Raw genomic sequence first — 22,327 nt, forward strand, 5'->3', positions numbered from 1 at the left:
GGCCGTCGCGTATGAACGACCTGTGTCGATTCTGCCTCACTGTACGGTCCCCGGGTGCCCGCCCCGGACAGGTCACCCGCGCAGATCCACCAGCAGCGGCGGCGCGTGCTCCCCCTTGACGGTCGTCAGCGACAGCACCGCGTGCCCGGCGGGCACCGCGTGCGCCAGCTCGGACGCCGACCACCGCTCCCGCTCGACCTGCCGCACGGTCACCGCGCGCGCCGTGGGCGCCTTCCCGGTGATCACCCGGCGCACCATGTGCACGGCCTTGCCCGCGGGTGTCTCGGCGATGATCTGCCGGTCGGTGACGTCCCGGGCCTCGGTCCACTCCTTGCCCCACACCTCGGCGAAGTCCTGCCCGTCCCAGGGGGTGAGCCCGGACAGCGCCATCCGGCACCCGATGGCCCCGAGCAGCGGCCCGCGCAGCGGACGCGGTACGTCGTCCAGGGTGCGCAGGGTGAGCACGGCCCCGGCGCCGGCGGAGCGCAGCCGCTGCACGCCCCGTACGGCCTCCGGCGTCACCACACCGCTCGCGTCGTCCAGCACCAGGCAGGCGAACAGCGAACGGTCCTCCCGTACCGAGACGCTCGCCGTGAACTGGGCGAGGACGAGCCGGGCCAGCATGCGCGAGGCGTCCGCGTGGCCGCGCTGGGGCAGGTCGATACGGACCCGCACCGGGTGGTCGAGGGACTTGAGCGAGAACGGGCGGGACTGTCCCGAGGTGTCGAAGAAGGAGGCGAAGGCGGGCCGGTCCAGCAGCGCCACCCGGTCGGCCAGTACGCCGCCCACGTCACCGGGACGACCCATCTGCCGCTCGCGCGCGTCCAGCTCGCGCAGCAGCGAGTCCTGCCCGGCCGCCCGCAGACCCTCGCGGAGTTCGGCCAGCGGTCCCGGCGTCCCGTCGAGCAGTTGCCGCAGCTCCGGGACGCCGGGGAAGCGTCCGTGCACCGCGCGGAAGGGGCCCAGCAGCTGGGCGAGGACGGTGGTGGAGCGGCGGGTGTCGCTGCCCGGGTGCGGTTCGGCGAGGTCTCCGGCCAGGGCCTCGGCGAGTACGACCGCGGCCTCGTCCGGGTCGGTGGTGCCGCCGTACAGGTCGAGGTCGTACACGGAGTCCGGGTTTCCGATGCGTACGACCACGTCGTAGGCGTCGGCCGGGCCGAGGTCCGCGCCGGCGGCGCCGACCACGACGACCGCGGCCCGTCCGGCGAGCGCGTGCAGGCACAGCGACTCGGTGAGCGGCCGTACGACGCTGCCGGTCTTGCCCGAGCCCGCCGGCCCCACGGCGAGCAGTGAGGTGCCGAGCAGGTCGGGGCCGAGCGCCAGACCGCTGCCGCGGTAGGCGTAGGGGTTGCGGGCGTCGTCGGCGGCCGTGCCGATCCGCACCTGCCCGGTGACCAGGTCGTGCCGGGCCTGCCGGGCGGGCAGGTCGCGGGCGCCGGAGGGGTGCGCGCAGGCGCCGGCGCCGTGGGTGAGCACCGCGCCGGTGAAGGTGGCGAGGCTGTGCCGGCCGCCCCGCACGCCCTGCCAGGCGCGGGTGATGCGGGCGTGGTCGACGTCCCGCATGAGTCCTGAGCGCGCGTCGGCGGCGAGCCGCTCGGCGGCGTCGTGGGCCCCGGCGGCGCGTAGCGCGGGCCAGGCGGCGGGGTCTTCCTCGGGGGCGGGCGGAGGGCCGCCGCCCGGGGCGGCGCGGCGCCAGGCGGGCGGGCCGTAGCGCCGCCAGATCTCACCCCAGCGGCCGAGCCGGCCGACGCCGACCATGATGACGCCGGCGACGAGGACGTAGTAGGCGTAGACGACCACGACCGAGGCGAAGCTGTGCGGCTGGGCCCAGGAGTCCGGGATCATCGCGTAGAGGGGCAGCAGCCACCAGCCGCCCAGATAGCCGTTCCACAGCAGCGACCAGATCAGCCAGCCCACGAGGAAGGCGATCAGCGCCCCGCTCAGCAGCTGCCGTCCCGGCACGCGCTCCGGCTCCTCCTCCGGCCGAGGCCGGTGTCCGAACCGCCACACGCCGGGCAGCGTCTCCGGTCGCGGGGTGCGCAGCCAGGACAGGAACGCGGAGCCGTCGGGCAGTGGCGGTACACCCGGCATCGACGGCATCGACGGCGCCCCCGGCACGCCGGGCGTGCCGACCGGTCGCGGTGGCGCCGACGGCGCCGACGGCACCTCGGGAGGCCCCGCCGGACGCGGTACAGGATTCGCATGCGTACCCCGCGCGTCCCGGTTCCCGTCGCTGTCCATCGCCCTTGCCCCCTGACCAGCCGCTCCGTCCACCATCTGCGAGTCAATCTAACGCCCTCCCAGGGGGAGTTCACCGCTTACGCGGCCGGGCCCGCGTCGGGGTGTCCCTGTGCCGCCCCGTCCGCCTCCTGTCCATCGCGGACAACCGACTCCGCGGACAACGCCCACATGGAGCATGCCGACGCCCCTCTCCCGGTCCTAGCCTGCGAGAAAAGAAGGCAAGCGTCCGTAAGATCCGCAAGACCCCAGGAGCCCCCATGACCGCCCTTCCGCAGGAGCGCCGCGTCGTCACCGCCATCCCCGGCCCGAAGTCGCGGGAGCTGCAGGCCCGCCGCACGGCAGTGGTCGCGCAGGGTGTGGGCTCCACACTGCCGGTCTTCGTCTCGCGGGCCGCCGGCGGCGTCATCGAGGACGTCGACGGCAACCGTCTGATCGACTTCGGTTCCGGCATCGCCGTGACCTCCGTCGGCGCCTCCGCGGAGGCCGTCGTACGCAGGGCGTCCGCACAGCTCGCCGACTTCACCCACACCTGTTTCATGGTGACGCCGTACGAGGGCTACGTCGCCGTCGCCGAGGCCCTCGCCGAGCTGACGCCGGGCGACCACGCCAAGAAGTCCGCCCTGTTCAACAGTGGCGCCGAGGCCGTCGAGAACGCCGTCAAGATCGCCCGCGCGTACACCAGGCGGCAGGCCGTCGTCGTCTTCGACCACGGTTACCACGGCCGGACCAACCTCACGATGGCCCTGACCTCGAAGAACATGCCGTACAAGCACGGCTTCGGCCCCTTCGCGCCCGAGGTGTACCGCGTCCCGGTCGCCTACGGCTACCGCTGGCCGACCGGCCCGGAGAACGCCGGTCCGGAGGCCGCCGCCCAGGCCGTCGACCAGATCGCCAAGCAGGTCGGCGCGGAGAACGTGGCCGCGATCATCATCGAGCCGGTGCTCGGCGAGGGCGGCTTCATCGAGCCGGCCAAGGGCTTCCTGCCGGCGATCCGCGAGTTCGCCTCGGACAACGGCATCGTGTTCGTCGCCGACGAGATCCAGTCCGGTTTCTGCCGCACCGGCCAGTGGTTCGCCTGCGAGGACGAGGGCATCGTCCCGGACCTGATCACCACGGCCAAGGGCATCGCGGGCGGTCTGCCGCTGGCCGCCGTCACCGGCCGTGCCGAGATCATGGACGCCGCGCACTCCGGCGGCCTGGGCGGCACCTACGGCGGCAACCCGGTGGCCTGCGCGGGCGCGCTCGGCGCCATCGAGACGATGAAGGAGCTGGACCTCAACGCGAGGGCGAGGAGCATCGAGGCGGTCATGAAGTCCCGCCTCACCGCCATGGCCGAGAAGTTCGACGTCATCGGCGACGTCCGGGGCCGGGGCGCGATGGTCGCCGTCGAGCTGGTCAAGGACCGCGCCACCAAGGAGCCGGCCCCGGAGGCGACCGCCGCGCTCGCCAAGGCCTGCCACCAGGAGGGCCTGCTGGTCCTGACCTGTGGCACCTACGGCAACGTGCTGCGCTTCCTGCCGCCACTGGTGATCGGCGACGACCTGCTGAACGAGGGACTCGACATCATCGAGCAGGGCTTCACCCGCATCTGAGCCCGCCCCCGTGCGAGCACGCGCGCGAGTGCCCGAACGCGCATATGAGCTGCGTTTCGCACGCCTGGTGCGGTGAACCGCAGAGCGTGTGAAGAAGGTGTGCGGGGTGGATGGCAGGACGTCGATGCCCCTGTCCTGAGTTCACCCCCTGCCGTAGGTTCGACGCAGATGAGAGATACACCCGCCCACAGGGGACTGTGGGCGGATCTCAGGCCGGGGCTTCCCCAGCTTCGACCTGGTCGTGCCTCGCGCACACAACCGGAGCCCGAGGGTTCCGGGTCTCCTCACCGATCGGACGGTCGCCCGCCCCAAACCCCCCGGGGCGCGCGGCGTTCAGGTCACCACGGCCGTTCCGGCACCCGGGACGGTGGTTCACCGTAGGGCCGGCACACTCCCCCCCTTGTGCCGGCCCTTCGGTGTCTCTCCGCGGCGGGCCTGCGAAGCTGGGCGTCATGCCGGTCTCCCCTCCTCGCGCGCTCCCCGCTCCCGTCGGGCTGTCCGTCCTCGTCGGGCTGCCCGTCCTCCTCTTCGCGCTGATCACCTGGCAGGTCGTCGCCGACGGCCCGCTGATCGGGGCCGACGAGCGGCTGAGCAGGGCGCTCGTCCATCCGGACCGGCTCTCCGAGCTGCTGGCCGACCTCGGCAACGTGCAGGTGGCGGTGCCCGTCCTCGTCGTCGCGCTGGCGTACGTCGCGTGGCACGGGCGCGCCCGTGGTGTGGACCGCTGGTGGCTGCCGCCGCTCGCCGGGGCGCTGGCGATGGTCCTGGTGCCGGTGCTGGTCGCCCCGCTGAAGGCGTGGACCGACCGCCCGGGCACCCCGGCCGTTCCTCCGGCCGTCGGCTACTACCCCTCCGGCCACACCGCCACCGCGCTCGTCGCGTACGGCGCGGCGACACTGCTGCTCCTTTCGCTGCCGCGGTCGCCGGCCGTCCGCCGTGTGCTCGTCGCGCTCTGCGCGGTCCTCGTCCTCGGTGCCTCCTACGGGCTGGTCCGGCGGGGATACCACTGGCCGCTGGACGTGGTGGCGAGCTGGTGCCTGGGGGCGGTGCTGCTGGCCGGCGTCGCGCTGGCGGCCGGCCGCGGCGCCCCGCCGGTCAGCGGAAGTACGCGTCGAAGTTCTTCTGGAACTCCCAGTCCGAGTACCGGTCCCAGTTGATCGACCACGTCATCAGGCCGCGCAGGGCGGGCCAGGTGCCGTGGGTCGCGTAGGAGCCGCAGTCGGTCTTCCTGGTCAGGCAGTTCAGGGCCTTGGTGACCTCGGCCGGGGAGACGTGGCCGTTGCCCGCGTTGGTGGAGGCGGGCATGCCGATCGCGACCTGCTCGGGGCGCAGCGGCGGGAAGACGTTGTTGGCGTCGCCCGCGACCGGGAAGCCGGTGAGCAGCATGCCGGTCATCGCGATGCGACATCCTCCACCTCTTGGAAGAGGGGGATTCCAACCCAGGTGGGTTGAGGTTCACGGGCGCTCGAATGACTGATGGCCACTGTCACCCCTCCGGCACCGGCTGCACGCCGGGGGCGGGAAAATCCCACCCTGTCCTGCCGCGACATCGACTGCCGCGTTCTCATCGGCGTTGCAGGCGAACCCGCAGGACACGCAGACGAACTCGGCTTGGCTCTGGCGCGAGTTCTTCTCGATCCATCCGCAGGCGCTGCACCGCGGAGAGGTGTACGGGGCGGGTACATCCTCGACCCGGCCAGACGCCTTCTCAGCGGTACGACGGCGTAACAGACCTCACCCCTGGGCCAGGATCACCCGGTTCAACCCGGCCTTCTGCCGAACGTGCGTGCCGGGCCGCTCAGTCGTCCCCTTCGCGGAAGCGGTCATGTTCTTGACGTTCAGTTTCTCGAACCGCACCAAGCCGTAAGTGCGGGCAAGCATCGTCGCGCTTGGCGACTTTCGCGTTCTCGGCTCGCCTGCGATCGCTGCCCTTGGGCGCGCGGGCCGCGCGCCGCTGGTGCTTGCGGATCTGCGCGCGCTCCCGAGTACTCAGCTGCGGGCAGTTAAACTGCCGCCCGTCCGACAGGGCGGCGGTGATGGTCACGCCCCGGTCGATGCCGATGACCGTCCGCGCGCACGCCCGGTACGTGTGGAACCTGGCTGTCGAGCAGCACACGCACTGGTGGCCGGGACGGAAGTCCGCGCCGGGCTTCGCGGAGCAGTGCCGCCAGCTCACTGAGGCTCGCCCGGACAATGCGTGGCTTCGAGCGGGGAACGCGGACGTGCAGCAGCAGGCGTTGCGGGATTTCGCCAGGCCCAAGAACGCCAAGTTCGCGTCTGGGTTCGGTGCTCCGAGCCGGCGGAAGAAGCTCGTGCATGAGGGTTTCCGGGTAATTGGTACTGACCGTGTCCCTGACGGCAAGTGTCCGAGCATGACGCCCGCCTGCTCGCTCGTCGGGTACATCCGAAACGCGACATACCTACGACCTCATGTGCCCTCCCCCGTTCCCCCAGTGGATACGGTTGACCTCACTCGGACGAGTGGCCGACTCCGCTGTCGCCGAACCAGCCGTTCCTCCAACTGACCTGGCCACATACCGTCCCAACCTCGAATGCCCCTCGTCTCTTGCGGAGCTCGGCCCACCCCCCGTTCTCCCCCACCGCGAGGGCCGCCGCCGCCTCGTGCATCGCGAGTTCCAGGAGCGACGGGTCGGTGAGGGTTCCGGTCCCGTCCGGCGGGATCAGCCAGCGGACCGCCCGGGACGACGGGTACGACGGGACTCCCGGGTACGGCACGACGATCCAGGTCCCGAGTCCGACCGTCCGGACGCAGGTGCCCAGCCAGCGTGCCGCCGTGCCGGCCGGCACCAGGAAGCCCGTGCGCGCGTCGCCGAAGCCGGCGAGCACCGGGCCGGGGTGGTCCAGGACGCGACAGAGCACGTCGAGGGTCGTACGGCCGAGCCTGCCCGGCAGGATCAGCACGTCCCAGGCCCTGCCGGCGGGCAGCAGGGCGAGCCCCAGCGGGTCGCGCTCCCATTCCCGCAGACAGGTCTCGGGATCCGGTGCGACGGATGCCAGCCACGCGACCGCCGTCTTCGCACCAGGCATGTGAGGACCTCCCTCTCACTCGTGGACGCGGGATGCGTCGTCACGAAGGAGAGGGAGGTCTCCCGTCGGGCATTACGCGGGTTGACGGACCCGTGCGGGTGAGCTGGGTCACACGTCCGAGCGCGGCACGCGGCTCAGCTGTCGAAGCCCAGCCCCAGTCTGTCCATCGTCCGCAGCCACAGGTTGCGCCGGCCGCCGTGCGCGTCCGCGCGGGCCAAAGACCACTTGGTGAGCGCGATGCCGGTCCAGGCGAAGGGCTCGGGCGGGAACGGCAGGGGCTTCCTGCGCACCATCCGCAGTTCCGTGCGCTCGGTGCGCTCGCCCGACAGCAGGTCGAGCATCACCTCGGCGCCGAACCGGGTGGCGCCCACGCCGAGGCCGGTGTACCCGGCCGCGTAGGCGACCTTCCCCTGGTGCGCGGTGCCGAAGAACGCCGAGAAGCGGGAGCAGGTGTCGATCGCGCCGCCCCAGGCGTGCGTGAAGCGGACACCCTCCAGCTGCGGGAAGCAGGTGAAGAAGTGCCCGGCGAGCTTGGCGTAGGTCTCCGGGCGGTCGTCGTACTCGGCGCGCACCCGGCCGCCGTACGGGTAGATCGCGTCGTAGCCGCCCCACAGGACGCGGTTGTCGGCGGAGAGCCGGAAGTAGTGGAACTGGTTGGCGCTGTCTCCGAGGCCCTGCCGGTTGCGCCAGCCGACCGAGGCCAGCTGCTCCGCGCTGAGCGGCTCGGTCATCAGGGCGTAGTCGTAGACCGGGACGGTGTACGAGCGGACCCGCTTGAGCAGGCTCGGGAAGATGTTGGTGCCGAGCGCGACCGTGCGGGCGCGGACCCCGCCGTACGGGGTGCGTACGGCCATGCCCGCGCCGTACGGCCTCAGGGTGAGCGCCGGGGTGTTCTCGTGGACGCGGACGCCGAGGGCGAGGCAGGCACGCTTGAGGTTCCAGGCGAGCTTGGCGGGGTTGACCATGGCCACGCCCCTGCGGTCGTACAGGCCGGCCCGGAAGGTCGGGGAGTCGACCTGTTCCCGTACGGCCTCGGCGTCCAGGTACTCGACGCCGTCGGCGAGGCCCTCGGCGCGGATCTCCTCGTACCAGTCCTTGAGCGACCGGGCCTGGTAGGGCTCGGTGGCGACGTCGATCTCGCCGGTGCGTTCGAAGTCGCAGTCGAGGCCGTGGCGGGCGACCGCCGCCTCGATCTCGTCGAGGTTGCGGGCGCCCAGCTCCTCCAGCCGGTGGATCTCGTCGGGCCACCGGGCCAGGCCGTTGGACAGGCCGTGGGTGAGGGAGGCGGCGCAGAAGCCGCCGTTGCGGCCAGAGGCGGCCCAGCCCACCTCGCGGCCCTCCAGCAGCACCACGTCCCGCCCCGGGTCGCGCTCCTTGGCGATCAGCGCGGTCCACAGTCCGCTGTACCCGCCGCCGACGACCAGCAGGTCGCAGGTGTCGGCGCCGGTGAGGGCGGGCTGGGGGCGGGGGCGGCCGGGGTCGTCCAGCCAGTACGGGACCGGCTGGGCGTCGGAAAGGGATTTCGTCCAGTCGTTGCTGCGGCTCATGGCGCTCGGGGCCATGATTTCAACTCCCTACGAATGCGGTACGAAACGCACTACGCCTTGCGGCGGTTTCGGCGGTTGCCGATGACCATGGAGGCCAGGACGAACAGCACGGCGATCACGAACATGGCCGTACCGACGACGTTGATCTGAACGGGCGTACCACGCTGGGCCGATCCCCAGACGAACATGGGGAAGGTGACGGTGGAGCCGGCGTTGAAATTGGTGATGATGAAATCGTCGAAGGAGAGCGCGAAGGCGAGCAGCGCGCCGGCGGCGATTCCGGGGGCGGCGATGGGGAGCGTGACCCGGACGAAGGTCTGGAAGGGACCGGCGTACAGGTCCTGCGCCGCCTGCTCCAGCCTCGGGTCCATCGACAGCACACGCGCCTTGACCGCCGTCACGACGAAGCTGAGGCAGAACATGATGTGGGCGATCAGGACCGTCCAGAAACCCAGCTGGGCGCCCATGTTGAGGAACAGGGTGAGCAGCGAGGCGGCCATCACGACCTCGGGCATCGCCATCGGCAGGAAGATCAGCGAGTTGATCGCGCCGCGCGCCCGGAAGCGGTAGCGGACCAGAGCGAAGGCGATCGCGGTGCCCAGCGCGGTGGCGCCGAGCGTCGCCCAGAAGGCGATCCGGAGGCTGAGCGACAGGGACCCGCACAGTCCGGCGACGCCGCACGGGTCCTCCCAGGCGTCCGTGGAGAACCGCTGCCATTCGTAGTTGAAGCGCCCGTTCGGTTTGTTGAACGAGAACACCGTGACGACGACGTTGGGCAGCAGGAGATAGGCGAGCGTCAGCAGACCGGCGATCACGACCAGGTTGCGCTTGAACCAGTTGACGCTCGTGCCGAGTATGCGACTCCGTCGCGTGTCCATCTAAACCAGGTCCTCCGTCCCGGACTTGCGAATGTAGAGGGTGACCATGGCGAGAATCGCGGCCATCAGGACGAAGGAGAGCGCCGCCGCCGTCGGATAGTCGAGGACCCGCAGGAACTGGGACTGGATCACGTTTCCGATCATGCCGGTGTCGGCCGAGCCGAGCAGGGAGGCGTTGACGTAGTCGCCGGTCGCCGGGATGAAGGTGAGCAGCGTGCCGGAGACGACGCCCGGCATCGACAGCGGGAAGGTGACCTTGCGGAAGACCGTGGACGGCTTCGCGTACAGGTCGCCCGCCGCCTCGTGCAGCCGTCCGTCGATGCGCTCCAGTGAGGTGTACAGCGGCAGGATCATGAAGGGGAGGAAGTTGTACGTCAGCCCGCAGACCACCGCGAGCGGGGTGGCGAGCACCCGGTCGCCGGCCGTCCAGCCGAGCCAGCTGGTGACGTCCAGGACGTGCAGCGTGTTGAGGACGTCGACGACCGGTCCGCCGTCCGCGAGGATCGTCTTCCAGGCCAGGGTGCGGATCAGGAAGCTGGTGAAGAACGGCGCGATCACCAGGATCATGATCAGGTTGCGCCAGCGGCCCGCCCGGAAGGCGATCAGGTAGGCGAGCGGATAGCCGAGCAGCAGGCACAGCACGGTCGCGGAGGCCGCGTAGGCGACCGAGCGCAGGAACTGCGGCCAGTACTCGGACACCGCGTCCCAGTAGGTGACGAAGTGCCAGGTGACCTTGTAGCCCTCCTCCAGCGAGCCCGTCTGGACGGACGTGGAGGCCTGGTAGATCATCGGCGCGGCGAAGAAGACGACCAGCCACAGGATGCCGGGCAACAGCAGCCAGTACGGCGTCCAGCGGCCCCGCCTCCGCGGGGGCCTCTTCTCCGGCCCGGGCGGGGAGAGCGGCGGTGGCGCCTCGGTGAGGGTGGACATCAGGCGGCCTCGCCCTCGGCCACACCGGCGTCGATGGCCTGGGCCGCGTCCAGGCCGAAGGTGTGCGCCGGGTTCCAGTGCAGGACGACGTCGGCGCCGGTCACCAGCCGGGCGTCGCGGTCGATGTTCTGGGCGTACACCTCGAACTCGGGACAGGCCGCGCAGTCGACCACGTACTGCGTGGAGACGCCGATGAAACTGGTGTTGCGGATCTTGCCGGTGATGCGGTTGCGGCCTTCGGGGAGGGAGCCGGCGTCGTCCGCGTGGGTGAGGCTGATCTTCTCCGGACGTACGCCGACCAGTACCCTGCCGCCCGCCCGGGCGGGCGCGGAACAGCGGGCACCAGGGAGGACCAGCTTGTCGCCGGCCGCCCTCACCACGACGTCGTCGCCGTCGCGGGTGTCGACCTCGGCCTCGATCAGGTTGGAGCTGCCCAGGAAGTTGGCGACGAACGTGGTCCGCGGGTTCTCGTAGAGGTCGGCGGGGGCGCCCAGTTGCTCGACGCGGCCCGCGTTCATCACGGCGACCTGGTCGGCCATCGTCATGGCCTCCTCCTGGTCGTGCGTGACGTGCACGAAGGTGATGCCGACCTCGGTCTGGATGCGCTTGAGCTCCAGCTGCATCTGACGGCGCAGCTTGAGGTCGAGGGCGCCGAGCGGTTCGTCGAGGAGCAGCACCTTCGGGTGGTTGATCAGGGCGCGGGCGAGGGCGACGCGCTGCTGCTGGCCGCCGGAGAGCTGGTGCGGCTTCTTGCGTGCCTGCTCGCCGAGCTGGACGAGGTCGAGCATCTCCCCGACCTGCTTCTTGACCGACTTGATGCCGCGCCGGCGCAGGCCGAAGGCGACGTTCTCGAAGATGTCGAGGTGCGGGAAGAGGGCGTAGGACTGGAAGACCGTGTTCACCGGCCGTTTGTAAGGGGGGAGGGCGGTCACGTCCTGGTCGCCGAGGTGGACGGTGCCCCCGCTGGGGTCCTCCAGTCCGGCGATCATGCGCAGGGTCGTCGTCTTGCCGCAGCCGGAGGCTCCGAGCAGGGCGAAGAAGGAGCCCTGGGGCACGGTCAGGTCGAGCGGGTGCACGGCGGTGAAGGAGCCGTAGGTCTTGCTGATGCCGGCGAGGCGGACGTCGCCGCCGCGGTCCGTGGCCTCTGTCCGGGCCTTCGTCGTATGCGTCGTCATCGTCGTCACGCCCCCGTGAGCTTCGCGAACTTCTCTTCGTAGGCCGTCTCTTCCTTCGAGCTCAGGGAGCGGAAGGAGTGGGACTTGGCCTGCATGGCCTGGTCGGGAATGATCAGCGGGTTGTTCGCCGCGTCCTCGTCGATCTTCGCAAGCTCGTCCTTCACGCCGTCGACGGGACAGACGAAGTTGATGTAGGCGGCGAGCTGCGCGGCCGGGCCCGGCTCGTAGTAGTAGTCCATGAGCCGCTCGGCGTTCGTCTTGTGCCGCGCCTTGTTGGGGACCAGCATGTTGTCGCTGGACGTGATGTATCCGCTGTCCGGGATGACGAAGTCGACGTCCGGGTTGTCCGCCTTGAGCTGGACGACGTCTCCGGCCCAGGCCAGGCAGGCCGCGAAGTCGCCCTTGCTGATGTCGGCGGTGTAGTCGTTGCCGGTGAAGCGGCGTATCTGGCCGCTGTCGACGCCCTTCTGGAGGCGGGCGATCGCCGCGTCGTAGTCGTCGTCCGAGAAGCGGGCGGGGTCCTTGCCCATGTCGAGCAGCGTCATGCCGACGGTGTCGCGCATCTCGGTGAGGAAGCCGACGCGGCCCTTGAGCCTCGGGTTGTCGAGCAGGTCGGAGACCGAGGTGACCTCGACGCCGTCCAGCGCCTTCCTGTTGCAGGCGATGACGGCCGAGATGCCCTGCCAGGGGTAGCTGTAGGCGCGGCCCGGGTCCCAGTCGGGGTCGCGGAACTGGGGCGACAGGTTGGTGAAGGCGTGCGGCAGGTTGGCCGGGTCCAGTTTCTGGACCCAGCCGAGGCGGATCAGCCGGGCGGCCAGCCAGTCGGTGAGCACGATGATGTCGCGGCCGGTCTCCTGGCCCGCGGCGAGCTGCGGCTGGATCTTGCCGAAGAACTCGCTGTTGTCGTTGATGTCCTCCGTGTACGTGACCTTGATGCCGGTGCGCTCGGTGAACGCCTCCAGCGTCGGGTGCCGCCGGCCGCTCTCGTCGACGTCCATGTACTCGGTCCAGTTGGAGAAGGAGACCTTCTTCTCCTTCTCCGACCGGTCCTGGGCCGAGACGCCGCCCTCGGTCCTGCCGGCCGCCGGGATGCCGCAGGCGCTCAGCGTGCCGAGCGCGCCGGCCGCGAGCGCGCCGCCCGTGGAGGCGCGCAGCAGTGAGCGGCGGGTGAGTGCGGCCCTGCCGCTGGTGAGGCTGCGCCGCATGGCGGCCGCTCGGGCCGGGGACAGGCGGTCGGGCTCGTACTGCTCCATGCGCGTGGTTGCCCTTTCGGGTGGGTCGGCCGTGGTCGGCGGCCTGGCGTGATGGCTATCGGTCCCCGAAGACGGTGCGGTGCCAGTCCTTGGCCGCCACCGCGGTGTTGTCGAACATGACGTGCTTGACCTGTGTGTACTCCTCGAAGGAGTAGGCGGACATGTCCTTGCCGAAGCCGGACGCCTTGTACCCGCCGTGCGGCATCTCGCTGATGATCGGAATGTGGTCGTTGATCCACACGCAGCCCGCCTTGATCTCGCGGGTGGCACGGTTGGCCCGGTACACGTCCCGGCTCCAGGCGGAGGCTGCGAGTCCGTACGGCGTGTCGTTGGCCAGCCGGATGCCCTCGTCGTCGGTGTCGAAGGGCAGGACGACCAGGACCGGCCCGAAGATCTCGGACTGGACGACCTCGCTGTCCTGCGCGGCGTCGGCGATGAGGGTGGGCCGGTAGTAGGCGCCGTCCTTCAGGTCGCCCCGCGGTGCCTCGCCGCCGGTCACCACGCGCGCGTAGGAGCGCGCCCGGTCGACGAAACCGGCGACGCGGTCCCGCTGGACGTGGCTGACCAGCGGTCCGAGGTCGGTGCCCGGGGCGAAGGGGTCGCCGAGGCGGACGGTCTCCATGAGGGCGGCGGTCCTCTCGACGAACGCCTCGTACAGGGGCCGCTGCACGTACGCGCGCGTGGCGGCCGTGCAGTCCTGGCCGGTGTTGATGAGCGCGCCCGCGACCGCGCCGTGGACGGCGGCGTCGAGGTCGGCGTCGTCGAAGACGACGAAGGGCGCCTTGCCGCCCAGCTCCAGGTGCAGGCGTTTGACGGTGGCGGTGGCGACCTCGGCGACGCGCCTGCCGACGGCGGTGGAGCCGGTGAAGGAGGTCATCGCCACGTCGGGGTGGCCGACGAGGTGCTCGCCGGCCTCCCGCCCGGTGCCGCTGACGATGTTGATCACGCCGTCGGGAATGCCCGCCCCGGTCGCCGCCCGGGCGAACATCAGGGAGGTCAGCGGGGTGATCTCGGCGGGCTTCAGCACGATGGTGTTGCCCGCGGCGATGGCCGGGAGGATCTTCCAGGCGGCCATCTGGAGGGGGTAGTTCCAGGGCGCGACCGACCCCACGACACCGATCGGCTCGCGGCGGACGTAGGAGGTGTGGTCGCCGGAGTACTCCCCCGCCGACTGGCCCTGCAGAAGGCGGGCGGCGCCGGCGAAGAAGGAGGCGTTGTCGACCGTGCCCGGCACATCGAACTCGCGGGTGAGCTTCAGCGGCTTCCCGCACTGCAGGGACTCGGCGCGGGCGAAGTCCTCGGCACGTTCGGCGAGCACCTCGGCGAACCGGTGCAGGGCGTCGGAACGCTCGCCCGGGGTGGCGCCGGCCCAGCCGGGGAAGGCCTCCCGGGCGGCGGCGACGGCCGCGTCGACGTCGTCCGCGCCGGCGAGCTCGTAGGTGAGGACATCCTCGCCGGTCGCCGGGTCGACGACGGTGTGCGTGCGCCCGGAGGTCCCCTTCGCCGGACGGCCCGCGATGTACTGGGCCCCGTCCGCGAAGCGGTCCTTCGCCGGGAACCGGTCCGGGGCGGCTGGGGCGGCGTTGGCCGGGTTGTGCATGTCGGCTCTCCTGGTCTCCCCCGTGGCGGTCTCCCCGTGCCGGGGGCCGGCGTGGCTCTGGCTCGATGTGAGTGCCGATCCTGGCAGAGCACTAGGCCTCCAACAAGTGATTCCGTTGTTGCCATTTGGTTACGCGACGGAATCTGTCGACCAGGTGTCGAGTCGCCACGGAAAAGGACAGACGGAGTGTCAGTGGTGCGTGCCAGACTCGCGTGCATGGAGAGGACCACGGGGGCGAGGACCACGGGGGAGCCCACCGAAGAGAGGACCACGGGGGCGACGGAGACCGTCGGCGGCAGGGAAGCCCTGATCGGGCGGGTCCGGGCGGGCGCGAGGGTCAAGTACCTCGTGTTCTGGGGACACCGGCCGCTCCCGGACGGCCGGATCGGGCCGAGCTGTCTGAGCCAGTGGTGGCCGTCACCGTTCACCGTGGCCGGGGTGGAGTACGCGACGGCCGAGCACTGGATGATGGCGGGCAAGGCCCGGCTCTTCGAGGACGCGAAGGCCGAGCGGCGGGTGCTGGCGGCCGCTCATCCCGCCGGGGCGAAGAAGGCGGGGCGGCTGGTGCGCGGCTTCGACGAGGCGGTGTGGGAGCGGGAGCGGTTCCGGATCGTCGTCGAGGGCAGCGTCCACAAGTTCGCCTCGGACCCGGCGCTGCGCGCGTTCCTGCTGGCCGGCGGGGGCAGGGTGCTGGTGGAGGCGAGTCCCGTGGACCGGGTGTGGGGCATCGGCCTGGCCCCGGACGACGAGGCGGCGACGGACCCGGAGCGGTGGCGGGGCGCGAACCTGCTGGGGTTCGCGCTGATGGCGGCACGGCAGAGGTTGCGCGAGAACGGCTGAAGGGGCGGCCCCGGAGGCTGCCCCGCTCCGTCAGCGGACCGCGGTGACCGACACCGATTCGTAGGTGCCGTAGTAGGGGTCGTCGTATTCCGACTCGTCGTTGACCGCGGCGATGATCGCGACCGCGATCAGAGCGGTCACGGCGACGCCCAGAATGATGCCGATGATGCCCATGACGAAACCGGCCTGCGCCTGACCGTGGTTGTTGGCCTCGCCGCGCTCCGCCCTCCGGCGTCCCTTGACACCGAAGACCACGGCGAGGGTGCCGAGTACCAGGGAGACCACGCCGTACATGCAGAACAGGGAGCAGGCGAGGATGCCCAGCACCATCGCCGCGGTGCCCATTCCGTTCTGCGGAGGCAGCGGAAGGCCGGGCCAGCCGTAGCTCTGGGGATAACCGGGGTAGCCGTACCCGCCGGGGGCGCCCGGGCCGCCCGGACCACCCGGACCGCCGGGCGCGACCGGCGGAGGCGGCACCCTGTCCGCGGGAGCGGCGAAGCCGGCGGGCGGCATCGATGTGCCGCCGGTCGGTATCCCCGTGACCGTCGCCTGGTCGTGCACGGACGGCGGCTGCCGCTGCCCGAACGGCGCGGCGTCGGCGGGCGGCCGGCCCGGCTCCCGCGGCTGCCCCGCGGCGGCGTGGCCCTTGGCCTGCGAGGGCCCGTCCTCGGGGGGCGCCCATGGGTTGTGCCCGCCGGCGGAGCCCTCACCCGGCTGTGCTGCGTCCGTCATGCTGTGTCCCCCTGGGTCGATCGTGCCCGTCATGGTACGGTCCCGGGCCGTCCGGCGTGAGACCGGCCTACGATGATCCCCGACCCACCGATCAGCCGATCACCCGCGTCCCGTCGGCCCGCGCCGGACCTGGGCGCCGCTTTGGGGAGGAACCCATGACCGAGCACCTCGTCGACCCCGACGTCCCCCGCGATCTGCACGCCTTCATCGCGGGGCTGCCGAAGGCCGAACTGCACGTCCACCACGTCGGCTCCGCCTCCCCGCGCATCGTCTCGGAGCTGGCCGCACGCCACCCCGACTCCAAGGTCCCCACCGACCCCGAGGCGCTGGTCGACTACTTCCAGTTCACGGACTTCGCGCACTTCATCGACGTGTACCTGTCCGTCGTCGACCTGATCCGCACCCCGGAGGACGTCCGGCTGCTGACGTACGAGGTGGCCCGGGACATGGCCCGGCAGCAGGTGCGGTACGCCGAGCTGACCATCACCCCGTACTCCTCCACCCGGCGGGGCATCGACGAGGGCGCCTTCATGGCGGCGATCGAGGACGCCCGCAAGGCGGCCGAGGCCGAGTTCGGGACCGTGCTGCGCTGGTGCTTCGACATCCCCGGCGAGGCAGGTCTGGAGTCCGCCGAGGAGACGACACGGCTCGCCACCGACGACCGGTCGCGCCCCGAGGGGCTGGTCTCCTTCGGGCTCGGCGGTCCCGAGATCGGGGTCGGCCGCCCGCAGTTCAAGCCGTACTTCGACCGGGCGATCGCCGCCGGGCTGCACTCGGTGCCGCACGCCGGCGAGACCACCGGCCCGCAGACGGTGTGGGACGCCCTCACCCACCTGCGCGCCGAGCGCATCGGGCACGGCACCAGCTCCGCCCAGGACCCAAAGCTGCTGGCGCACCTCGCCGAGCACCGCATCCCGCTGGAGGTGTGCCCGACCTCCAACATCGCCACCCGCGCGGTGCGCACCCTGGAGGAGCACCCGCTCAAGGAGTTCACGCGCGCCGGGGTCCTGGTGACCATCAACTCCGACGACCCGCCCATGTTCGGCACCGACCTCAACAACGAGTACGCCGTCGCCGCCCGGCTCCTCGGCCTCGACGAGCGCGGGCTCGCCGAGCTGGCGAAGAACGGGGTCGAGGCGTCGTTCCTGGACGCGCCCGGCAAGGCGCGGATCAGGGACGAGATCGACACGTACACCGCCGCCTGGCTCTCCTCCTGAGACGGGACGCACCATGACCTCCCCGCGCGACGTGACGGCCGTGGCCCACCGCGGCGATCCGTACCTGCACCGCGAGAACACGATCGACTCACTGCGCTCCGCCCTCGGCCGGGGCGCGGACGCGGTCGAGACCGACGTACGCCTCACCCGGGACGGCGTGCCCGTGCTGCTGCACGACGAGACGCTGAAGCGGCTCTGGCAGCGGGACCGGCCGCTGCGTTCCCTGTCGGCCCAGGAGGTGCGCGGGCTCACGGCCGGCCGGGTACCGACGCTCGCGGAGGCGCTGGCCGCGACCGAGGGCAGCCGGCTGATGCTCGACCTGCCGGGCGGACCGGGTGAGCGTGCGGTCGGGCGCGTGGTGGACGTCGTCCGCGAGTGCGGGGCGCGGGACCGCGTGTACTACTGCGCGGGCCCCGCCGCCATGCTCGCGGTGCGCGCGGCCGACCCGGCGGCCGAGATCGCGCTGACCTGGACCACGGCGGCCCCGCCCCGGCCCGCGCTGCTGGCGGCGGTACGGCCGCGCTGGCTCAACTACCGGTTCGGGCTGGTGGACCGGGCGCTGGCCGAGCGCGTCCACCGCGACGGCCACCTGCTCTCCGTCTGGACTCCCGACACCCGCCGCTCGATGCGCCGGCTGCTCGCCCTGGGCGTCGACTCGATCACGACGAACCGCATCGGCACGCTGTGCGCCCTGCGCGGCGACGGGCCCCTCCCGTAAGGGCGATCCCGTACAACTCCCCACGTAGGTAGGGGACTTCCCCCAGACCGGCTCCGGGCAAGGGACCCTCCTCACCGACGATCCGCCGGGGGACGCGGCACACAAGGATGATCAGCGATCCTTCCGCCGCAAACGCCCAACCCCTGGAGCAGTCGATGCGTGCCCGTACCCACTCCGTCCTTGCCGCCTCCGTCGTCCTGGCCCTGACCGTCGGCCCGCTGGCGGCCCCGGCGTTCGCCGCACCGACCGCCTCCGTCGCCGCCCACGCCACCGACCGGCCCAGCGACGGACTGGACAGGAAGGCACTGCGCGCCGCCATCGACGGGGTCCCGAACCAGCACGCCACGGCCGCCCTGGTGCGGGTCGGCAGCACCGACGGCGGCTGGCGTGGGAGCGCCGGCGTACGCGACCTGGCCAGTGGCCGGTCCGCACACCCCCACGCACGTTTCCGCGCCGGTTCGGTCACGAAGGTCGTCACCGCCGCCACCGTCCTGCGGCTCGCGGCCGAGGACAGGATCGACCTGGACGCACCGGCGCAGGGCTACCTCCCCGACCTGTTCACACCGGACTTCGAGGAGCCGATCAGCGTCCGGCAGCTGCTGAACCACACCAGCGGCATCCAGCCGGGCGACGGTCTCGGTGACGACTTCGCGGAGGTGTACGCGCACCGCTTCGACACGCTCACGCCGCAGCGGGTCGCGGCGTCGGCGATCGCGAAGGGACCGGAGTTCGACCCGGGGAAGCGGCAGCACTACCTGAACATCAACTACACGATCCTCGGCCTGCTGATCGAGAAGGTGACAGGGCGCGCGTACGCCGCCGAGGCCACGCGCCTGGTCCTGCGCCCGGCCGGCATGCACCACACGTACTTCCCGGGCACCGACCCCCGCATCCGCGGCCCGCACAACCGGGGCTACCAGACGGTGGAGCAGCCGGACGGGACGGTGAAGCTGGTCGACGTGACCGAGTGGAACCACGCGGACCGCTGGGCGGCCGGCGACATGATCTCGACCATGGCCGACCTGGAGCGGCTGCTCACGGAGCTGTTCGAGGGGCGGATCGTGCCGCAGCCGGAGTTGGAGGAGATGTTCACGACCCCGGCGGGCGTCCCGGACGCGGTCCGCAGCGCGGGACTGGAGAAGAAGGAGGTGGGCGGCGAGATCTTCTGGGGCAAGTCGGGTTCCCGCTACGGCTACAGCGCGCTCATCGGCGGCACCCGCGACCTGAGCCGCACCCTTGTCCACTCGGTCAACGCCACGGACGCCAAGAGCGCGGAGGCGAACCCGGTCATCGACGCGATCACCGTGGCCGCGCTGAGCTAGCCCCCGTCAGCCGGCGCGCCACCACGTGCGACACGACCGTCGCCGCGCCCGCCGGACCCAGCCCCCGGGCGAGGTCGCGGACCCGGGCGCGCAGCCGCGGACGAGCCCCGCCTGCGCGAGGTGGACCAGGCCGTGCGGCCCGAAGGCGTCGAGCGCGGTCCGGTACGCGGCCGGGCGGCCGGCCGTCGGCCGGCCGGACGGCGGCGGACGCGGAGGCCACGACCGCGGCCATCACCCCACCGGATTCACCACACCGGATTCACCACACCGGACTCGTCACACCGGCCAGTCCGCTAGACGCCCACTATCCCGTTCCACCGCTTCGCGAACTCCGACCGCTCCCCCGCCGCGATGTCCCGCGCGATCGCGAGCCGTTCACGCATCGCCGCGTCCGGGAAGATCAGCGGGTCCTCGGCCAGCGCGGCGGTCTCCTCGTCGTCGGAGGAGGCGAGCACGTCCCGCGCGGCGGGCACGGGGCAGACGTAGTTGACCCAGGCGGCCAGCTCGGCGGCGACCTCGGGCCGGTAGTAGTAGTCGATCAGACGCTCGGCGTTGGCCTTGTGGCGGGCCAGGTTGGGAATCATCAGGGACTCCGACCACAGCTCGGCGCCCTCCTCGGGGACGACGAACTCGATGTCCGGGTCGTCCGCCTGGAGCTGGATCACGTCACCGGAGTAGGCCTGGCAGGCCAGGACGTCCCCGCCGGCGAGGTCCTTGATGTAGTCGTTGCCGGTGAAGCGGCGGATCTGGCCCTTGTCGACCTGCCGCTCCACCAGGTCGCACATCGCGTGGAAGTCGTCCGCCGTCCAGTCGGTGATGTCCACGCCGTCGCCCTGCATCAGCAGCGCGAACGCCTCGTCCATGCCGGACAGCAGGGTCACCCGGCCCTTGAGGTCGCCCGCCCACAGCTCGGACACGTGCCGGATCTCCCGGCCGAGCCTGCGGCGGTTGTACGCGATGCCGGTGATGCCCGACTGCCAGGGCACGGTGAACCTCCGGCCCGGGTCGAAGGCGGGCGAACGCAGCAGCGGGTCGAGGTGCGCGGTGACGTTCGGCTGACGGGAGCGGTCCATCTCCTGCACCCAGCCGAGCCGGACGAAGCGCCCGCACATCCAGTCGCTGATGACGATCAGGTCGCGGTCGGTGGGCCGGTGGTTCATCAGGGACGGGCTGAGCTTGCCGAAGAACTCGTCGTTGTCGTTGATCTCCTCGATGTACTCGACGGAGACGCCCGACCGCTCCTCGAACGCCTCCAGCGTGGGCCGCCGGCTCGGACGCTCGTCGTCGGTGTCGATGTACAGCGGCCAGTTCGCCCAGGTCAGCCGTGGTTCGGTGGCGGACCGGTCCCTCGCGGCACGGTCACCCGGCGCGACGTACGCGGCCGGCACGCCGCAGCCCGCCAGCGCTCCGGCCGCGGCGGAGCCGCCCAGGCCGCGCAGCAGGGACCGACGGGAGAACGAGGGCGTCTTCCAGAGCAGGGGCATGGCCGCAGGATGCCGCGCCCGCGCCGCCGGGAACAATCGACGCTGCGTCGAGCGCGTTCGTCCAGCCCGGACACCCTGTCGACCGGGGCGGGCCGGCGCTTCACACGGCGCCGCCCCGGACGGAGTTCCCGTCCGGGGCGGCGCCGCCGGAATACGGCGTCCAGCAGGCGTCACACGTCCAGCGACGTCATCACGTGCTTGACCCGCGTGTAGTCGTCGAAGCCGTACGACGACAGGTCCTTGCCGTAACCGGACTTCTTGAAGCCGCCGTGCGGCATCTCGGCGACCAGCGGGATGTGGGTGTTGATCCACACGCAGCCGAAGTCCAGCTTCTTGGACATCCGCATGGCGCGGCCGTGGTCCTTGGTCCACACCGAGGAGGCCAGCGCGTACTCGACGCCGTTGGCCCACTCCACCGCCTGGTCCTCGTCGCGGAAGGACTGGACGGTGATGACCGGGCCGAAGACCTCCTTCTGCACGATCTCGTCGTCCTGCCTGAGGCCCGAGACGACGGTCGGGGCGTAGAAGTAGCCCTTCTCGCCGACCTGGTGGCCGCCCGCCTCGACCTTGGCGTGGGCGGGGAGGCGCTCGACGAACCCGGCGACCTGCTTGAGCTGGTTGGCGTTGTTGAGCGGTCCGTACAGCACGTCCTCGTCGTCCGGCTGACCGGTCTTGGTCTCGGCCGCCGCCTTCGCGAGCGCGCTCACGAACTCGTCGTGGATCGCCTCGTGGACGAGCACGCGGGTGGCCGCCGTGCAGTCCTGGCCGGCGTTGAAGAAGCCCGCGACCGAGATGTCCTCGACGGCCTTGGGGATGTCGGTGTCCTCGAAGACGACGACCGGCGCCTTGCCGCCCAGCTCCAGGTGGACCCGCTTGAGGTCCCTCGACGCCGACTCGGCGACCTGCATGCCGGCCCGCACGGAGCCGGTGATGGAGGCCATCGCCGGGGTGTGGTGCTCGACCATCAGCCGGCCGGTGTCGCGGTCGCCGCAGACGACGTTGAAGACGCCCTTGGGCACGATCGAGCCGATGATGTCGGCCATCAGGGTGGTGGAGGCCGGGGTCGTGTCCGAGGGCTTGAGGACGACCGTGTTGCCCGCGGCGAGCGCCGGGGCGAACTTCCACACGCCCATCATCATCGGGTAGTTCCACGGCGCGACCTGCGCGCAGACGCCGATCGGCTCGCGGCGGACCATGGAGGTCAGGCCCTCCATGTACTCACCGGCGCTGCGCCCCTCCAGCATCCGCGCCGCGCCCGCGAAGAAGCGGATCTGGTCGACCATCGGCGGGATCTCCTCGGAGCGGGTCAGGCCGATGGGCTTGCCCGTGTTCTCCACCTCGGCCGCGATCAGCTCCTCGGCCCGCTCCTCGAACGCGTCCGCGATCTTCAGCAGGGCCTTCTGCCGCTCGGCCGGGGTGGTGTCGCGCCAGGCCGGGAAGGCCGCGGCGGCGGCCGCCATGGCGGCGTCGACGTCCGCCTGACCGGACAGGGGGGCGGTCGCGTAGGCCTCGCCCGTGACGGGGTTGATCACCTCCGTGGTCCGTCCGTCGGCGGCGTCCCGGAACTCACCGTCGATGTAATTGCGCAGACGACGCAGCTCGGTGCTCACTGCCGGCCCTCCAAGTTCGGGTGTCCAGTAACTGAGACACCCACCCTAGACGGAGAGCTGACGTTTTCAACACCCCTGACCCCGGCTGGGTTGCGAAATCCGAAGCAGCGGGCCTTACATACGACGGATTTCATCGATCC

At 71.4% G+C, this 22,327-nt stretch carries 18 protein-coding genes and 3 pseudogenes; 6 read left to right on the forward strand and 15 right to left on the reverse strand.

Going from position 1 to position 22,327, the window contains the following annotated elements:
• Positions 1–72: 72 nt before the first annotated feature.
• Complete coding sequence (locus ACH4NX_RS27275) at positions 73–2,241, reverse strand: ATP-binding protein (protein ID WP_351398279.1); 2,169 nt, start codon at positions 2,239–2,241, stop codon at positions 73–75.
• Between the two features lie 257 nt (positions 2,242–2,498).
• Between ACH4NX_RS27275 and gabT the strand changes: the two genes are divergently transcribed.
• Both gabT and ACH4NX_RS27285 read left to right on the forward strand, forming a co-directional pair.
• The gene (gabT, locus tag ACH4NX_RS27280; RefSeq protein WP_351398277.1) at positions 2,499–3,833 is read left to right on the forward strand and encodes a 4-aminobutyrate--2-oxoglutarate transaminase; all 1,335 of its coding nucleotides are present in this window, start codon (positions 2,499–2,501) and stop codon (positions 3,831–3,833) included.
• A gap of 452 nt (positions 3,834–4,285) precedes the next feature.
• A complete protein-coding gene (locus ACH4NX_RS27285; RefSeq protein WP_351398275.1) occupies positions 4,286–4,990 on the forward strand; it encodes a phosphatase PAP2 family protein in 705 nt (234 codons plus the stop codon).
• Here ACH4NX_RS27285 and ACH4NX_RS27290 read toward each other — a convergent pair.
• The 10 genes and pseudogenes from ACH4NX_RS27290 to ACH4NX_RS27335 all read right to left on the reverse strand — a co-directional run.
• Positions 4,929–5,249 (reverse strand): annotated as a pseudogene (locus ACH4NX_RS27290) (chitinase); the annotation flags it as partial. The gene ACH4NX_RS27285 and the pseudogene ACH4NX_RS27290 sit on opposite strands and share 62 nt — an antisense overlap.
• Before the next feature lie 39 nt (positions 5,250–5,288).
• Complete coding sequence (locus ACH4NX_RS27295; protein ID WP_398129063.1) at positions 5,289–5,564, reverse strand: zinc ribbon domain-containing protein; 276 nt, start codon at positions 5,562–5,564, stop codon at positions 5,289–5,291.
• A 67-nt stretch (positions 5,565–5,631) separates the two neighbouring features.
• Positions 5,632–5,877: a hypothetical protein gene (locus ACH4NX_RS27300; RefSeq protein WP_398129024.1), complete on the reverse strand. Its 246-nt coding sequence runs from the start codon at positions 5,875–5,877 to the stop codon at positions 5,632–5,634.
• A gap of 539 nt (positions 5,878–6,416) precedes the next feature.
• Positions 6,417–6,881, reverse strand: a pseudogene (locus ACH4NX_RS27305) (hypothetical protein); the annotation flags it as partial.
• Between the two features lie 134 nt (positions 6,882–7,015).
• Positions 7,016–8,443, reverse strand: coding sequence for an NAD(P)/FAD-dependent oxidoreductase (locus ACH4NX_RS27310; RefSeq protein ID WP_398129025.1), 1,428 nt, complete (start codon positions 8,441–8,443; stop codon positions 7,016–7,018).
• Between the two features lie 35 nt (positions 8,444–8,478).
• The gene (locus ACH4NX_RS27315) at positions 8,479–9,306 is read right to left on the reverse strand and encodes an ABC transporter permease (protein ID WP_351398268.1); all 828 of its coding nucleotides are present in this window, start codon (positions 9,304–9,306) and stop codon (positions 8,479–8,481) included.
• On the reverse strand, positions 9,307–10,236 hold the full coding sequence (locus tag ACH4NX_RS27320) for an ABC transporter permease (RefSeq protein WP_351398266.1): 930 nt from the start codon (positions 10,234–10,236) through the stop codon (positions 9,307–9,309).
• Positions 10,236–11,411 carry an ABC transporter ATP-binding protein gene (locus ACH4NX_RS27325; protein WP_351398264.1) on the reverse strand — a complete coding sequence of 392 codons (1,176 nt, stop codon included), beginning with the start codon at positions 11,409–11,411 and terminating at the stop codon, positions 10,236–10,238. Before ACH4NX_RS27325 ends, ACH4NX_RS27320 begins: the two co-directional genes overlap by 1 nt.
• Positions 11,412–11,416: 5 nt before the next feature.
• Complete coding sequence (locus ACH4NX_RS27330; protein ID WP_351398262.1) at positions 11,417–12,664, reverse strand: spermidine/putrescine ABC transporter substrate-binding protein; 1,248 nt, start codon at positions 12,662–12,664, stop codon at positions 11,417–11,419.
• Positions 12,665–12,719: 55 nt separating this feature from the next.
• Positions 12,720–14,264, reverse strand: coding sequence for a gamma-aminobutyraldehyde dehydrogenase (locus tag ACH4NX_RS27335; protein WP_351398260.1), 1,545 nt, complete (start codon positions 14,262–14,264; stop codon positions 12,720–12,722).
• 216 nt (positions 14,265–14,480) lie between these two features.
• On the opposite strand from ACH4NX_RS27335, the gene ACH4NX_RS27340 reads away from it, so the two are divergent.
• Positions 14,481–15,104 (forward strand): NADAR family protein, encoded by a 624-nt coding sequence (locus ACH4NX_RS27340; protein WP_398129026.1) that lies wholly within the window; start codon positions 14,481–14,483, stop codon positions 15,102–15,104.
• Positions 15,105–15,134: 30 nt separating this feature from the next.
• Here ACH4NX_RS27340 and ACH4NX_RS27345 read toward each other — a convergent pair whose 3' ends face one another.
• A complete protein-coding gene (locus ACH4NX_RS27345; protein WP_351398257.1) occupies positions 15,135–15,836 on the reverse strand; it encodes a DUF4190 domain-containing protein in 702 nt (233 codons plus the stop codon).
• A gap of 56 nt (positions 15,837–15,892) precedes the next feature.
• On the opposite strand from ACH4NX_RS27345, the gene ACH4NX_RS27350 reads away from it, so the two are divergent.
• From ACH4NX_RS27350 to ACH4NX_RS27360, 3 genes are all read left to right on the forward strand, one after another.
• A complete protein-coding gene (locus ACH4NX_RS27350; protein ID WP_398129027.1) occupies positions 15,893–17,053 on the forward strand; it encodes an adenosine deaminase in 1,161 nt (386 codons plus the stop codon).
• A 13-nt stretch (positions 17,054–17,066) separates the two neighbouring features.
• On the forward strand, positions 17,067–17,771 hold the full coding sequence (locus ACH4NX_RS27355) for a glycerophosphodiester phosphodiesterase (protein ID WP_351398253.1): 705 nt from the start codon (positions 17,067–17,069) through the stop codon (positions 17,769–17,771).
• A gap of 155 nt (positions 17,772–17,926) precedes the next feature.
• The gene (locus tag ACH4NX_RS27360) at positions 17,927–19,093 is read left to right on the forward strand and encodes a serine hydrolase domain-containing protein (RefSeq protein ID WP_398129028.1); all 1,167 of its coding nucleotides are present in this window, start codon (positions 17,927–17,929) and stop codon (positions 19,091–19,093) included.
• On the opposite strand, the pseudogene ACH4NX_RS27365 reads toward ACH4NX_RS27360, so the two are convergent.
• The 3 genes and pseudogenes from ACH4NX_RS27365 to ACH4NX_RS27375 all read right to left on the reverse strand — a co-directional run.
• Positions 19,071–19,331 (reverse strand): annotated as a pseudogene (locus ACH4NX_RS27365) (HXXEE domain-containing protein); the annotation flags it as partial. The gene ACH4NX_RS27360 and the pseudogene ACH4NX_RS27365 sit on opposite strands and share 23 nt — an antisense overlap.
• Positions 19,332–19,386: 55 nt before the next feature.
• Positions 19,387–20,577, reverse strand: coding sequence for a spermidine/putrescine ABC transporter substrate-binding protein (locus tag ACH4NX_RS27370; RefSeq protein WP_398129029.1), 1,191 nt, complete (start codon positions 20,575–20,577; stop codon positions 19,387–19,389).
• Between the two features lie 170 nt (positions 20,578–20,747).
• Positions 20,748–22,187, reverse strand: coding sequence for a gamma-aminobutyraldehyde dehydrogenase (locus ACH4NX_RS27375; protein ID WP_398129030.1), 1,440 nt, complete (start codon positions 22,185–22,187; stop codon positions 20,748–20,750).
• Between the last annotated feature and the right edge of the window lie 140 nt (positions 22,188–22,327).

Origin of the sequence: Streptomyces sp. NPDC017225 (assembly GCF_044331465.1) — a bacterium.
In the GTDB taxonomy this organism is placed as follows: domain Bacteria; phylum Actinomycetota; class Actinomycetes; order Streptomycetales; family Streptomycetaceae; genus Streptomyces.